The following is a 15083-nucleotide window of genomic DNA, read 5'->3' as shown; positions in this document are numbered from 1 at the left end:
AGCAAACGTTTATTTAAGTTAATTAATCCGAAATTTATTATATCATTTACCGGCATTATACTAGAAATGAAGAAAGAAATGCTGTTAAAAGGGGATGTTAGAAATGAAAGCATTGCGTTGGCATAACCAGAAGGATGTCAGATTGGAAGAGATCGATGAGCCTGTCATCAAATCGAATCAGGTGAAGATGAAAGTGAAATGGTGCGGCATTTGCGGAAGTGACTTGCACGAGTATCTTGGGGGTCCGATTTTCATACCCGTCGGTGAACCGCATCCGCTGACTGGAGAAGTAGCGCCAGTGACAATGGGGCATGAATTCTCCGGTGAAGTAGTCGAAGTAGGACCAGAGGTGAAAGATTACCAGATTGGCGACCGTGTAGTTGTGGAACCTATCTTTGCAACTCATGGACACCAAGGTGCATATAATTTGGACAAGCAAATGGGCTTCCTCGGCCTTGCCGGAGGTGGCGGCGGCTTGAGTGAATATGTAGCGGTCGATGAAGAACTGCTGTTCAAGCTTCCGGATTCTTTAAGCTATGAGCAAGGCGCGCTGGTGGAACCGTCCGCCGTTGCATTATACGCAGTACGTTCCAGTAAAGTGAAAGCCGGGGATAAAGTGGCTGTCTTCGGTTGTGGACCGATCGGCCTGCTAGTCATTGAGGCATTGAAAGCTGCAGGAGCTACCGAAATTTACGCAGTTGAGCTGTCACCGGAACGTCAGGCAAAAGCGGAAGAGCTGGGTGCCATAGTAGTGGATCCAAGCAAAGTGGATGATACAGTGGATGAAATCAGAAAGTTGACTGATGGCGGTGTGGAAGTTGCCTTTGAGGTGACAGGCGTACCAGTTGTCTTGCGTCAGGCAATCCAGTCTACTGATATCGGCGGTGAAACGATGATCGTCAGCATCTGGGAGAAACCAGCTGAAATAATGCCGAACGATATCGTTATCCAAGAACGTTCTGTAAAAGGTATCATCGGCTATCGTGATGTTTTCCCTCAGGTGCTTTCCTTGATGGAAAAAGGCTATTTCTCTGCTGATAAATTAGTCACAAAGAAAATCAAGCTTGATGAAGTGGTGGAAGAAGGCTTTGAAAGCCTGATCAAAGAAAAGAGCCAAGTGAAAATCCTTGTTCAATCTGAGCAAAAATAAAGAAAAAGCGGATGCCATCGCATCCGCTTTTTCTATCGGAAAATCTTATCGATAGCTTCGATATCCTCAGTTGTCAATTTGACATCCAGTGTTTTCAAGTTGTTCAGTACTTGTTCCGGACGTTTCGCTCCTGGGATGATGGCATCGATGCTGTCGCGAGTCAGGTACCAAGCGAGCACGACGTGAGCAACCTCCGCTTCTTTTTTGGCAGCGATATCCCGCAGCTGATCTACTTTTTGCAGATTCTGTTTGAAAGCTTCCCCCTGGAACAGTGGATCATTCGCCCGCAGATCATCGAACTTCGTATTCTCATCGTATTTACCGCCAAGTAAGCCGGAGGCAAGTGGGAAGTAAGGTACGAAGGAGATATTGTTTTCGGCTGTATAAGGAAGCAAATCGTTCTCCGCACCGCGTTTGAATAGATTATATTCCGATTGCAGCACATCTACGTAGCCATCGACATTCGCCTCTTTTAGCTGTTCAATAGAAAAATTGGAAACACCGATGCTTTTGATTTTACCTTGGTCTTTCAGTTCCTTGAGGGCACCTACAGCCTCCGCTTTTGGTGTGTCTTCATCAGGGAAATGAATGTAGAACAAGTCGATATAATCCGTTTGCAGGCGCTTCAAAGCACTTTCAACGGAATCTTTCAGGAACTTCGGTGAATTATCCATTTTCGTTTCGCCATCGATGATCTTATGTGCAGCTTTCGTTGCTATCACGATGTCGTCTCGTTTTCCGCTTTCCTTGATTACTTGACCGACAAGCTCCTCAGATCGTTCAGGTCCGTAAATAAAAGCTGTATCAAAGAAATTCATCCCATTTTCGATCGCTTGGCGGACAACCTCTTTGCCTTGTTCCTCATCTAGGTTCGGATAGAGGTTATGGCCTCCGACCGCATTCGTACCGACTCCGATTGGATTAACAAATAATCCTGACTTGCCTAATTGCACGCGTTCTGTCATTTCTTGCTCAGCTCCTTTTTATTAGTCTGTCTTCACTTTAGCAAATGCATGTGCATATATGGAAAAGATTTGCTTGCAGGGATAGAATAATTTGGTTTCACATGTTTGCAGAAAAAGGGACTGTATTGAAACTTATCATCTATGAAAGCGTATGTATAGCAGTATACTGTTCCGGGAATGAAAACAACTAATATTAGAAGGGGGAATATTAGTATGATTGGTGTTATTTTTTCATTCCTGATTATTATACCTTTCTTGGTTTTAGCTATTTTCCTGTCAAAAGGTAAAGGCGCATTTTTGCTCGCAGGGTATAATCTGATGTCTGACAGCGAGAAGAGCCAATACGATGAACTGGCTTTATGCAAATTCATGGCGAAAATCATGTTTGGAATCTGCTTCAGCTTACTGTTATGGGCATTGAGTGCTACATTTGAAAGCCAAGTTTTATTGATAATTGGCTATATTATATTTTTTTCTCTTATTCTGTTTGCAATAGTGTATGCAAATACAAAAAATAGATTCATAAAGAAAGAATAGGAATGTAATAAGCCATGAGAGTTTGGATGTTAATCTCTCATGGCTTATTTAGTTTAAACTAGAAAGGTCCTATCTCTAATCATGCTTGTGCTTTCTGTTCATTCTGTTCTGTTTGCTGAATGCGTTTCTTCCAAGGCCAGAATGCCCATTTGCCAAGAATCGCGGTTATGGCTGGTACCAGGAATGGCCGGACTAAGAAAGTATCGAGCAGTACACCTATAGCAGTGATGGTTCCGAAATGAACGAGTATTTGAATCGGCAAGGTCGTCAATACAGCAAATGTAGCTGCTAGTATCAGACCGGCAGAAGTGATGACACCGCCAGTATGGGCAACACCGTCTGCAATTGCTTGTTTAAGGGGCATCGTTTTGCTGCGTTTCCAAATGCTTGAAATCATGAAGATATTATAATCTTCCCCGAGCGCAACGATGAACACGAATGCGTACAGCGGGATGAATCCTTGAATTGCGTCGACACCGAATCCGTAGTGCAGAATCAGCCATCCGAGTCCCAGGGCGCTGAAGAAGGAGAGCAGCACGGTAGCAACCAAGTAAATCGTTGCTGTGACAGAACGTAAATATGTCAGCAGCAGCAAAGTGATGAAGCCGACAACGATTGGGATGATCCATTTTTCATCATGCTTTGTCACTTGCTGCGTATCATATTGTTCGGCAGTCTGACCGCCGATCCAAACATCAGCATCACCAGTTGTATCTGCCACAGTTTCCTTGATGTCAGGAATGTGAGCCATTGCTTCATTTGAATATGGATTTTCATTCAATTCAAGCTGAATACGGATCAACTGATCATTTGATTCAGCCTGCTCGGGTTCCATTACAGCAGCTGTATAAGGTAAATCGTCCAGCGCAGAATGGACTGCTTCCGCATCATCGGTTTCTGTAATGATGGATACCGGGGCAAGTTCGCCGGCATTCACATGATCTGCGAGGATGTCAAAGCCTTCTTTGGAAGGCATGTCATCCGGGAAAGACGACAGCGTATCATACGTATACGTAATGCGGGAAGAAATTCCTGCCAGCACACCGAGTACGATAATTGTGATGATCGCGATCTTCCACGGGTGTTTTGTGACAAGACTGCCAACAGCATTACCAATTTTGTTATGGGGCTTTTTCGTGCGCAAAGGTTTTCCTTTTTCTTTCGCACGCTGCTTCTGCATATCCTCTGTTCTTGGAATGAAAGGAAAGAAGGAAACACGCCCGATGATCGCAAGCAAGGCTGGTACGAGTGTCAGGCTTGCAAGCAGCATGATGAAAATGGCAATTGCGAATGGTATCGCGAAACGGTTGATAGATCCATAGTCTGCAACGAGCAGGACAAGCATGGCAACGATGACTGTCAGACCGCTCATCGCGATTGCGCCGCTTGCAGACGTGAGGGATCGGACAAGAGCTGTCTTCTTGCTCTTCATCTCCCAAAGATTTTCCCGGAAGCGGGTAATCAGGAACAAGCAATAATCGGTACCTGCTCCAAAAAGCAATACAGTCATGATCGCGAGTCCTTGTGAATCAAATGAAATCAATTCGGCTTTTCCTAATGCACCCAGAATCGGACTGATGACCAAATAAGCAAAGCCAACACCGATAAGAGGCACCAATGCCAATATCGGAGACCGATAGATGACCAACAGGAAGATAAGCACGATCAATACCGTTGCGAACAGAAGTGTGGTATCTCCCTGCGAAAAGAGTCCGACAGCATCGACAGAAATACCGGCAGGGCCCGTCGCCCGAACGAGTAAGTCACCACTGTCCAAACCTTGTTCAAATGGGTTCTGTTCAAAGGAAGCAATTGCTGCAGATTGGACTTTTTCAAGGCCTGCTTCCACGGTATCCGTAGCTGTTCCGTTATCAAAAAGAATCGGCATGACCAGCGTTGTCCCGTCATCCGAGAGCTGCTCCTTCAACACTGGAAGGGGGATATCCTGGAATGGCGTCACTGTGGCAGCTTCTATATCAGCATCCTGCAAATCTGCACTGAACTGCTGGATTGATTGCAAATCTTCATCTGAAAGTCCATCCTCTTGGTACCAAGTCAGCAAAGCTGGAAGACCACTGTTATCGGAGAACTCTTCCTCAATGATGCGTGCTGCTTCTTCGCTGTTTGTGTCATTCAGGAATGTTTCGGCTTGTTCATCTTCCTGTGAGTTTGCCTGCGGCAAGGTAAGGTTTAACACGAGTGCAATGACAATCCAGGCAGCCAAAATGACCCACCGCCCGGCTTTGCCGCTTATGAAAGTACCTAATTTGTGCATGAATGATTCCTCCTAAGTTAATTTATCGACTGATAAGTTATACCCAAAAAATAAAAGATTATGTGTATAATCTTTTATTTTTTCCGGATTCCATCAAAAAGGATGTCTACAAGCATCTTTGATTTCTTGTCTGCGAAACTGCGGCGTGCTTCATATTCCTGCTTGGAAGGAGGCAGGAACGATTTCATCATTTCAAGGACAAAAAGAGTCAGTTCCATCGGCGGTGCGGAGGGGATTGACATAATGTCGCCTTTCGCTATGCCTTCGGTCAGCGTCTGCATTACAGGATTAAAATAACTGCGCATCCACCATTCTTGAATTGTATTCCGGTGTTCTTCATCAATTTCATATTGCAGATCATGAAACATCTGCGTCATATCTCCTTGATGATTCATGATCATAAAATAGGCGATTTGCCGGATACGGTCTTTACTGTCAGCGTGATCCTGCAGCACATGTGCCATCGCTTCTTCCGTCTGTATCATGATGGAGCGGACAACTTCCAAATAGATGGCCTGCTTGTTCGGAAAATGATGATATAAAGCAGGCTGTGTAATGCTGCACTCCTCAGCGATGCGCCGGGTGGAAATCGCCCGGTAGCCGTGTGTCATGAAAAGGCGCTCAGCTGTCTCGATAATATTGCGTTGTGTCTGTTCAGCGGAAACTTCTTTTTTCCTTGCCATAATCTCTGCCCTCTTTTATAACTTATCACTTGATAAATTAACTCATTTTATTTTGAAAAGCAACTATTGATACACTTATTGTAAAATATAATACAAATAAGGGGGTAGTGATATGGGGAAGAAAGGTATTTTACTTGCAGCTGCGGGATTATTCGGGGGGTATGCGCTGTTAGTGACGCAACTCGTCAATAAAGAGCTGCGTCAGATGAAAGCCTTCACGGAGGAAGAGACGATCAAACGCGAAGTGGAGGCTGGGCGCTATGACAAAGCAGCTTATGATGCACTGCGCAAGGAAGAGTTCGATGTTCCTTCCGATGAGGGAAAAATATATGGCACTCATTATGTAGGAAATCCAGATTCCAGACATGTAATGGTCATCTCGCATGGAGTCGCTGTCAATAAATATAATTCCATCAAATATATGAACGTATTCCTCGATCTCGGCTTTAACGTCGTCTTATACGATCAGCGGAGACACGGACTTTCCGACGGCAGCAGTATCACATATGGCTACCATGAAAGACATGATCTGGCCCGGGTGATCCAATGGACGAAGGAGCGATATGATTACGACTTGAAATTGGGCGTGCATGGTGAATCAATGGGAGCGGCAACTGCTTTGCTTTATGCAGGTACAGTGGAGGATGGTGCGGATTTCTATATTGCTGACTGCCCTTATAGCGATTTTGCAGAACAGGTTGCCTATCGATTGAAAATTCAATTCCACTTGCCGCGTCAAGTGTTCTTGCCGGCAGCTGAATGGATTGTCCGCAAATTGGACGGCTACCGTTTCCAGGATGTATCCCCGATAAACTTTGTAGCCAACATCGAAAAACCTGTATTCTTTATCAGCAGTCTGCCAGATTCGTATATTCCAGTGCAAATGACGAAAGATTTATACGCACAAAAACGAAATGGGTACAAGCACTTGCATCTATTCCAAAAAGGTGATCATGCAATGTCCTTAGCTGAAAACAAGCAGGAGTATGAGCAAGTGGTAAAACAATTCCTGCAAGAGATCGGAATGGAGGCCCAGCCTGTTGGCTGAGTCTTTTCTCTATGTCGAAAATTAGCGTACTATTATTCTATGCTACTAATTGCTTTCTAAGATGCTAAGGTGCTACCATAGCAGTTGTAAGCGGTTCCTGGACTGTCATCTTGCATCACGACGCTTAGACAAAACTAGAATACAATCTGAGGAGGATTTCTATGAGTCAATTAGCAGCAGGTGTGCATGAGAAAGTGGAGCGTTTTTTGAATGGAACGAAGAAACTTTATATCAATGGAGAGTTCGTGGCAAGTGCAACGGAGAAGACCTTCGAGTCGTATAACCCGGCTACAGGAGAAGTGCTGGCAACGGTCTATGAAGCAGGAGCAGAAGATATCGATCGTGCTGTGAAGGCAGCCCGCCAAGCTTTTGATGAAGGCCCATGGTCGACCATGACTGCAGCAGAACGAAGCCGGATCATGTACAAGCTGGCCGACTTGATGGAAGAACATGCAGATGCACTGGCACAGCTCGAAACACTGGATAATGGGAAACCGATCAGGGAAACGACAACTGCGGATATTCCGCTGGCGATTGAACATATGCGCTATTATGCAGGCTGGTCGACAAAGATTGTCGGACAGACAATACCTGTCAACGGCCCATATTTCAACTATACAAGACATGAAGCACTCGGTGTGGTAGGACAGATCATTCCATGGAACTTCCCGCTCTTGATGGCGATGTGGAAGCTCGGTGCGGCACTGGCCACTGGCTGTACGGTGGTACTGAAGCCAGCGGAGCAGACGCCGTTGTCCGCATTATACTTAGCTGAATTGGCAGAGGAAGCAGGATTCCCGGATGGCGTTCTCAATATCGTACCGGGATTCGGGGAAACAGCAGGCCAGCCGCTTGTCGATCATCCGCTCGTGGATAAGATTGCTTTCACCGGCTCCACCAGTGTCGGGAAGCAGATCATGGCTAATGCATCCAAAACACTGAAGCGCGTGACATTGGAGCTTGGTGGCAAATCCCCGAATATCGTTTTGCCGGATGCTGATTTGACCAAGGCAATCCCTGGTACGCTGAACGGTGTCATGTTCAACCAAGGACAAGTTTGCTGTGCTGGATCACGTGTCTTCATCCAGAAAAAGCAATTTGATAACGTGATTGCCGACATGGCATCCCACGCGGAGAAAATCAAACAAGGCGCTGGTATTCATGCGGATACAGAGATTGGTCCGCTCGTATCATTGGAGCAGCAGGAGCGAGTGCTGGGCTACATCGATAAAGGAAGAAGTGAAGGGGCAGAGCTCGTCACCGGGGGAAGCAAGCCGCAGGAGCAAGGCTATTTCGTCTCGCCGACAATCTTTGCCGATGTGCGTGACGAAATGACGATTGCCAAAGAGGAAATCTTCGGCCCGGTCATCTCGGCGATGCCTTATGATGATCTAGATGAACTGATTCGCCGGGCGAATGACAGCGAGTACGGCCTGGCTGCTGGTGTCTGGACCCAGGATGTCACGAAAGCACATTATATTGCCAACCGCCTCCGGGCCGGAACAGTTTGGGTCAACTGCTACAATGCCTTCGATGCTGCATCTCCTTTCGGCGGATACAAGCAATCCGGTATCGGCAGGGAGATGGGATCTTATGCTTTGGATAATTATACGGAAGTGAAGAGTGTTTGGATCGGGATGGAGTAAAACGGAAAAGAGCCTGTGCTATCAGCACAGGCTCTTATTTGAGAAAGCATACGTATTAGACCTATGCTCAAAAATGTTTACGATACCACTCTGCTGCTGCTTGGACTTCCGTATGGGTGAGGCTGTGTCCATTGCTTTCCCAATGAATGGATGCGTCAGCACCAGCTTCTTGTAGCGTTTGTTCAAGCTCTATTGCCTCGGATTTCGGGCAGATCGGATCATTGTCACCTGCAGTGATGAAGATGGGCGTTCCTTGCTGCCCGGCTAATGTGATATTGCGTCTTGGCACCATCGGATGATGCAGAATGGCTCCTTTTAGCGAATCACTGAAATGGTAGAGGAGGCTTGCTGCAATATTGGCGCCGTTGGAATAGCCGATTGCGATAATATTATCTCGGTCGAATTCATATTTTTCAGCTGCTTCATCAAGGAAATCACGCAGTTCTTCGGTGCGGAAAATCAAATCCTCTTCATCGAAGATACCTTCTGCCAGACGCTTGAAGAAGCGCGGCATGCCATGTTCAGAGACATTTCCACGCACGCTCAATACAGCTGCATCTGGATCAATCATATCCGCAAGCGGCAAGAGGTCCTTTTCTGTTCCGCCTGTGCCGTGCAGCAGCAGAAATGTCGGTTTGTCCGCTTGTTTGGCTGCTTTAAATACATGAATCATAGTTTTTCCTCCTTTTAATTATTCGTCGAAGTACCCTCAGCATATAAACCCAATGTTTTGATATGCTCGATGACTTGTGCTTTTTCATCATCATCGAGACCTGCAAGAATGCTATGAATCGCTTGCTCATGTTTCGGGAAGTAGTCTTCCATGAATGCACGGCCTTTGTCCGTCAAAGTGGCAAAGGTAATGCGTCGATCCTCTGGGCAGGGACGTCTTCTGATCATCTCTTTTTGGACTAGGCGATCCACTACATACGAGATACTGCTGCTGGATAATAAAACTTTACTGCCGATTTTTTGGATCGGCTGATCTCCTTTATGGAATAACAGTTCCAGCACAGCGAATTCCGTTAAATTGATCCCTTGCTTCTTGATGTCTTCCTCTATCCGTTTTTTGATGGACTGGAGAGCCCTTGTCAATACAATGAATAGCTTTAACGATAAGCCTACGTTGTCTGTTGCCATAGCTTTCACGCTTCCTTTTGTCTCGAATTCGAGATAATTATATGCAATTATCGTCAGAATGTCAATAATGGAGGAGCCGGAAACCCCGGCTCCATATTTACTTGGCTTGTTCCTCGAACAGTTTTGTAATTTCGATGATAACTTTTGTCGCTTTTTCCATATTGTCGACGGAGATGTATTCAAATTTGCCGTGATAGTTCTCGCCGCCTGTAAAGATATTCGGTGTCGGCAATCCCATGTAAGAAATCTGGGATCCGTCTGTTGCACCGCGGATAGGCTTGATCACTGGTTCGATAGCAAGGCGCTTCATTGCTTCCGATGCAATGTCGACGATTTCCATGACTGGTTCTATTTTTTCGCGCATGTTGTAATATTGGTCACGCATATCCAGTTCGATGCTCTTGTCGCCGTATTCTGCTTTTATTTCTGCAGCGATTTCTTCGAATAAAGCTTTTTTCGCTTCGAATTTGTCTCGATCATGATCACGCAAAATATATTGCAGTTTTGTCTGCTCGACATCACCTTGGAAAGAAAGCAGGTGGAAGAAACCTTCGCGACCTTCCGTATACTCTGGTGCTTCATCTTCAGGGAGCTTGGCATGAAATTCCATGGCGATTTTCATACTGTTGACCATTTTGTTCTTGGCTGTGCCTGGATGTACATTGTTACCGTTGAACGTGATTTTCGCTTGGGCACCATTGAAGTTTTCATACTCCAATTCGCCTAGCGGACCGCCATCCATAGTGTAAGCGTATGCTGCACCGAAAGCTTCGACATCGAATTTATGAGGACCGCGGCCAATTTCTTCATCGGGTGTGAAGGCGACGCGGATTTTGCCGTGCTTGATCTCCGGATGCTGAATCAAATATTCCATTGCAGTCATGATTTCTGCGATGCCGGCTTTGTTATCGGCACCAAGAAGTGTTGTGCCATCAGTCGTCATCAAAGTATGCCCTTTGTAGCCAGGCAATTCAGGAAACTCAGCTGCCGAAAGGACGACATCAAGCTCTTCATTAAGGGTGATATCATTTCCATCAAAGTTTTCGATAACTTGCGGGTTGACATTCTTTCCGGTGAAATCCGTCGCTGTATCGACGTGGGCCATGAACCCGATGACCGGAACGTCTTTGTCGGTTGTTGCCGGCAGTGTCGCCATTACATAGCCATTGCCATCGATTGTCACTTCTTCCATGCCGATTTGTTTCAGCTCATCGACTAGCATATTGGCGAGCTCAAGCTGACCGGGAGTGGAAGGAGTCGTTTCGATGTCTTCATTGGATTGTGTATCCACTTTTGCATATGTAGTAAGACGGTCGATCAATGTTTGCTTCATTATCTTCATCTCCTTGAAGTTTATGTTTCTAGTGTAGCACGAAAGGTCTATCCTGAAACAGTTGCAGCATGTGTGTATAATAGGGAGAAAACGAAACTGGGGGAAGTGTTATGCATATTGCAGTAGTCGGCGGAGGTATAGCTGGAGCAAGCACAGCTTATCACTTGGCGAAGGCCGGGGAGAAAGTAACGATCATCGATTCGAAAGCAAAAGGACAGGCTACAGCGGCCGGAGCTGGGATCATTTCGCCATGGCTGTCCAAACGTGTGCGGATCAAGCATTATTTTATACTGGCCAAAGCGGGGGCGCTTTATTATCCGAAGCTGCTGGAGCTGCTGAAAGAGGACGGTCAGACAGACGTCAGCTACAAGCAAGTGGGAGCATTGTATGTAAGTGCGAGTAAGAAACGGTTGGATGAGTTGGAAAAGCTCGCTTACAAACAGCGGATTGATACACCGGAAATCGGGGAAATCAAGAGATTGAGTGCAGAACAAGCGCGCGAGAAATTCCCGCCGCTGCGGGAAGATATGACAGCTCTGTATCTGGAAGGTGCAGCACGCGTGGACGGGCGCCAGCTGCTGCAGGCTATGCTTGATGCAGGGGAAAAACATGGCGTTCGGTATATTCAAGGAGAAGCGGAATTGCTTCATGAAGGAAACAATAAAGTATCCGGTGTGCGTGTCGGTGATGAGACAATCAAGGCAGATGCGGTCGTTGCAGCAGCGGGTACTTGGATTAATAACCTGTTGGAACCAATCGGCCTTAAGCTGCCGGTCGAACCGCAGAAAGGTCAAATCATGCATATGCATGTAGATGCCGATACAAGCAATTGGCCGGTCATTCTGCCAAAAAGCAGCCATTATTTGCTCGGCTTCGATGGCGGAAAAGTCGTGGCAGGCGCGACGAGGGAGGTAGGCTCAGGTTATGATACGAAACTGACAGCTGCAGGCATGCAGGAAGTGGTACGGGAGGCATTGAAAGTCGCACCAGGCCTTGCGAATGAAGAAGTGGCGGAATTCCGCATCGGCCTGCGCCCTGCGGGTCCGAACCCTTATCCAATCCTTGGTCCGGTGAAAGATGTGCAAGGACTTCATTTAGCCGCGGGATTTGGCCCTGCAGGTCTGAATCTCGCTCCATATTCCGGTAAGCTGGTAGCGGAGGCAATACTTGGACAGACAGAAGGCGTGGATATTGCAGCCTATTTGTTATAAGCTAAAATGGAACAGTGTATGAGCGGACAGAGGGGAGGAAAGAGATAGCATGTTGCGGAGAAAAAGAGTATGGATACCTGGAGCCATCATGTTGGCAATTGGTATCCTGCTCCTTATCGGCAGTCTCTTTTCCTCTGAGATTAGAGCTTTTATGGCAATCGATCAAAGCGATAAACAACCGGATATTCCTTACCCGGATAATGTCGTTGCGGTGAAAGATATTGTCTATCCAACCGAAAATTATGATGGCAGATTGGATTTTTATTATCCCGAGGATGCCCAAGGCACACTTCCGATCGTCATCTATATCCATGGCGGCGGATGGATCGGCGGTGACAAGGAAGCTCAGAATCCCTTTACCATGTGGATTGCCTCAAAAGGTTACTTGGTTGTGAACGTGAATTATGGACTGGCACCGGAATACACTTTTCCGGCTCAGCTCTATCAATTGAATGATGCGATCGGCTTTGCGTTGCAAGAAGCACCGCGTTACCGCGGTGATACAGAGCAAATCTTTGTCGGCGGAGGCTCAGCGGGGGCAAATCTTGCCGGCATGGTTGCGGCCATGGCGACCAATCCAACTACTGAATCCGTCATTGGCGATAACTCGGCACTCCAGTCGGATCAGCTTAAGGGTGTTTTGCTTTATAATGGCGTCTTGAATCTGGAACAGGCACAGCAGACAGGTTTCAATAATATGACGACATTTCTTTGGTCTTATACCGGCAATAAGAATTTTAACAGTGATCCGCGTCTGCGGGATATGTCACCGGTGTTCCAGATTACGCCGAATTACCCTCCTGCCTTCATTTCATCCGGTGAGTCCGATAAACTGCATCCGCAAAGTGTGGAGATGGCAGATGAATTGGATTCGGTCGGAGTGGAGGTGGAAAGGATGTTCTTTGACACTTCCCATCCAGCTGCTGGACATGAATATCAGCGGAAATTATATTTGGATGAAGCGCAATACAGCTTCGATCATATGATTGATTTCCTTCGAACACATTCGAAATGACCTCTGGCTTTTAGCCTGGAGGTCATTTTTTATTTAGATACCCCATGGAATTTCTTGTAAGATATCTATATAATTGGAAAATATTGAAAAGGGGGAATTCGATGCGATTTCGGGATTTTCATCCAAATATAAAGATAAGGCTTGTGGAATCCTTCGTTTCCAGCTTGATCGGCAGTATGGTGACACCATTCATGACTATCTATCTGGCAATGCATTTCGGGGCAAAAGTAGCGGGGCTGCTATTGCTCGTCAATGTATTCGTCGGAATCGGGATGTCCTTGATCGGTGGTTATTTCAGTGATCTGTTCGGACGGCGTAAGATTATGCTGCTAGCTGAAACGCTCAGGCTGGTAGCATTTTTCATGATGATGGTAAGTAATTCGCCATGGTTCGAGTCACCTGAGATTACATACAGCATGATCATGCTGAATAGCATTTGCTGGGGACTAGCAGGGCCTGCCAATGATGCCATGCTGATTGACGTCAGTACACCAGATCAGCGACGGCTGATTTATTCCATCGGCTATTGGGCGAGTAACTTATCCATCGCTTTAGGCGGAATCGCCGGTGCCTTCATGTTTGAGAACTATCTATTCGAATTATTCATGGCACTGACGATCGCAGCTGCAGCAACGTTGTTCGTTGTCTACTTTTATATTACGGAGACACATTTTCCTGAGAAAGTGGAAATCAAGCCATTCCAGCACATCAGCCAGATTTTTGGCACTTATCAGTCCGTTATGCGGGATAGATTGTTTGTCTGGTTCATTGCGGGGGGAATCCTGGTCCTAAGTATGGAATTCCAGCTGACAAGTTATATCGGTATCCGGCTGGCTGAAGAGATGCCGACTCAAAAATTCCTGTTCTGGGAAGTGGATGGCGTGAAAATGATGGGGCTTTTGCGAAGTGAAAATACGATTCTGGTAGCCTTGCTTGCTTTGTTTGCTGCCAAACTCATTGTTTGCATGAAGGATAGAGTGGTGCTTGTTTCCAGCTGTCTTATTTTTACGATGGGTTATGCGGCACTGACATTTTCAAACGATATCTGGGTGCTATTCATTATGATGGCAGTGCTTACAATCGGGGAAGTGTTCCGCGTGCCTGTAGAACAATCCTACATGGCAGCAATTCCGCCCGATGATAAACGCAGTGCGTATATGGCATTCGGGGGGCTTCAGTATAATCTATCCATGTTGATTGTTTCTTTGACCGTTACGCTTAGTGGATTCCTGTCATCGGTCACGATGGGTATCTTGCTCACCATGATTGGTCTTGCCGGCACGTTCATTATGTTTTTGATTACACCACAGCTGGATATCAGGAAACTTGAAGCGGAGCAAAAGGCGGTTTAAATCCGACAAGTGCGGACACAATCGGACAGGAAAGTACATGCATAGTATGAAACAGGAAGGGGCAGGATGCGAGAGAGGAGTAGGGATGTTTGGAACCCGCTAATAATAATGAGCACATCTTGCGTACGGAGCTCCTGGAAATGCAGCTTAAGCTACGGGAAGATTTCCAACGGGATATCGATGGTATCAGGGAAGACTTGGTCAGTATCAATGAGAGACTGCTGCCTTTGGGAAAGTGGCTTGAAAACATTGACAGCCATACAGGAAGAATGGCTGTTACATTGGAAAAGCAAATGGATGCGCAGGATCAGATCATGGAGAGACTGTACGAACAGGAAAGAAAGATACAGGAACTCGAATCGAATTCTACATTCAAAAAGGAAAAGCTGCGTGTCAAAGGTGCTATCTTCATCAGTATCATTTCCCTGCTTGGTGCTGGTTCCGGAGTAGTCATGATATTTGGGAAACGCTTGGCGGAACTTTTATTCGGCAACTAGATGATTAACCACAGTTAGACATTGGTTCTGCCCCTTCCACATAAAAAAAGACGAGGGTATCATCCTCGTCAGGCTGTCGAGAAAGTCTCGACAGCCTTTTTATTTTGGGTTCATTTCTTTTTCTAACTTTTTTATAATAGAATAAACGACTAATAGGCGGTGCTGAGATGTTAAATTCTAGAGAGAACGACCAGACAGCTCTTGAAATCGTAACTATAGAAGAACTTGTGC

The 15083-nt window shown here is 46.2% G+C and carries 15 protein-coding genes; 8 read left to right on the top strand and 7 right to left on the bottom strand.

The features are described from left to right. Positions 1 to 103: 103 nt before the first annotated feature. Complete coding sequence (locus tag AB1K91_RS15515) at positions 104 to 1150, top strand: 2,3-butanediol dehydrogenase (protein WP_413091098.1); 1047 nt, start codon at positions 104 to 106, stop codon at positions 1148 to 1150. Between the two features lie 32 nt (positions 1151 to 1182). Here the strand turns inward: AB1K91_RS15515 and AB1K91_RS15510 are convergent, their stop codons facing one another. After that, a complete protein-coding gene (locus AB1K91_RS15510; protein WP_413091096.1) occupies positions 1183 to 2115 on the bottom strand; it encodes an aldo/keto reductase in 933 nt (310 codons plus the stop codon). A 213-nt stretch (positions 2116 to 2328) separates the two neighbouring features. Here AB1K91_RS15510 and AB1K91_RS15505 point away from each other — a divergent pair, with 213 nt between their 5' ends. Beyond that, a complete protein-coding gene (locus AB1K91_RS15505) occupies positions 2329 to 2652 on the top strand; it encodes a DUF3784 domain-containing protein (RefSeq protein WP_413091094.1) in 324 nt (107 codons plus the stop codon). A 79-nt stretch (positions 2653 to 2731) separates the two neighbouring features. Here the strand turns inward: AB1K91_RS15505 and AB1K91_RS15500 are convergent, their stop codons facing one another. After that, positions 2732 to 4927, bottom strand: coding sequence for an MMPL family transporter (locus AB1K91_RS15500; RefSeq protein ID WP_413091092.1), 2196 nt, complete (start codon positions 4925 to 4927; stop codon positions 2732 to 2734). A gap of 74 nt (positions 4928 to 5001) precedes the next feature. After that, positions 5002 to 5610 (bottom strand): TetR/AcrR family transcriptional regulator, encoded by a 609-nt coding sequence (locus AB1K91_RS15495; RefSeq protein WP_413091091.1) that lies wholly within the window; start codon positions 5608 to 5610, stop codon positions 5002 to 5004. Positions 5611 to 5722: 112 nt separating this feature from the next. On the opposite strand from AB1K91_RS15495, the gene AB1K91_RS15490 reads away from it, so the two are divergent. Then, positions 5723 to 6658, top strand: a complete 936-nt coding sequence (locus tag AB1K91_RS15490) for an alpha/beta hydrolase (protein ID WP_413091090.1) — start codon at positions 5723 to 5725, stop codon at positions 6656 to 6658. A gap of 161 nt (positions 6659 to 6819) precedes the next feature. Further along, entirely contained in the window at positions 6820 to 8304 is a 1485-nt protein-coding gene (locus AB1K91_RS15485) for an aldehyde dehydrogenase family protein (RefSeq protein WP_413091089.1), read from the top strand. A gap of 67 nt (positions 8305 to 8371) precedes the next feature. Here AB1K91_RS15485 and AB1K91_RS15480 read toward each other — a convergent pair whose 3' ends face one another. The 3 genes from AB1K91_RS15480 to pepT form a co-directional block, all read right to left on the bottom strand. Then, complete coding sequence (locus AB1K91_RS15480; RefSeq protein WP_413091087.1) at positions 8372 to 8977, bottom strand: alpha/beta hydrolase; 606 nt, start codon at positions 8975 to 8977, stop codon at positions 8372 to 8374. Between the two features lie 14 nt (positions 8978 to 8991). Beyond that, entirely contained in the window at positions 8992 to 9444 is a 453-nt protein-coding gene (locus AB1K91_RS15475; protein ID WP_413091086.1) for a MarR family winged helix-turn-helix transcriptional regulator, read from the bottom strand. A 97-nt stretch (positions 9445 to 9541) separates the two neighbouring features. Continuing rightward, a complete protein-coding gene (gene pepT / locus AB1K91_RS15470) occupies positions 9542 to 10777 on the bottom strand; it encodes a peptidase T (RefSeq protein WP_413091084.1) in 1236 nt (411 codons plus the stop codon). 110 nt (positions 10778 to 10887) lie between these two features. Between pepT and AB1K91_RS15465 the strand changes: the two genes are divergently transcribed. The 4 genes from AB1K91_RS15465 (at position 10888) to AB1K91_RS15450 (ending at position 14852) form a co-directional block, all read left to right on the top strand. After that, positions 10888 to 11988 (top strand): NAD(P)/FAD-dependent oxidoreductase, encoded by a 1101-nt coding sequence (locus AB1K91_RS15465; protein WP_413091082.1) that lies wholly within the window; start codon positions 10888 to 10890, stop codon positions 11986 to 11988. A 49-nt stretch (positions 11989 to 12037) separates the two neighbouring features. Then, entirely contained in the window at positions 12038 to 13003 is a 966-nt protein-coding gene (locus tag AB1K91_RS15460; protein WP_413091080.1) for an alpha/beta hydrolase, read from the top strand. 101 nt (positions 13004 to 13104) lie between these two features. Beyond that, on the top strand, positions 13105 to 14355 hold the full coding sequence (locus tag AB1K91_RS15455) for an MFS transporter (protein ID WP_413091079.1): 1251 nt from the start codon (positions 13105 to 13107) through the stop codon (positions 14353 to 14355). A gap of 89 nt (positions 14356 to 14444) precedes the next feature. Next, the gene (locus tag AB1K91_RS15450) at positions 14445 to 14852 is read left to right on the top strand and encodes a hypothetical protein (RefSeq protein WP_413091077.1); all 408 of its coding nucleotides are present in this window, start codon (positions 14445 to 14447) and stop codon (positions 14850 to 14852) included. Positions 14853 to 14856: 4 nt separating this feature from the next. On the opposite strand, the gene AB1K91_RS15445 is transcribed toward AB1K91_RS15450, so the two are convergent. Beyond that, positions 14857 to 15083 (bottom strand): hypothetical protein (locus AB1K91_RS15445; RefSeq protein WP_413091075.1); only part of this gene is annotated, 227 nt, incomplete at its 5' end.

This window comes from Terribacillus jepli (genome assembly GCF_047228925.1).
Classification (GTDB): domain Bacteria; phylum Bacillota; class Bacilli; order Bacillales; family Amphibacillaceae; genus Terribacillus.
The sequence above is the reverse complement of the archived record's forward strand: the minus strand, read 5'-3'. Positions and strand labels throughout refer to the sequence as shown.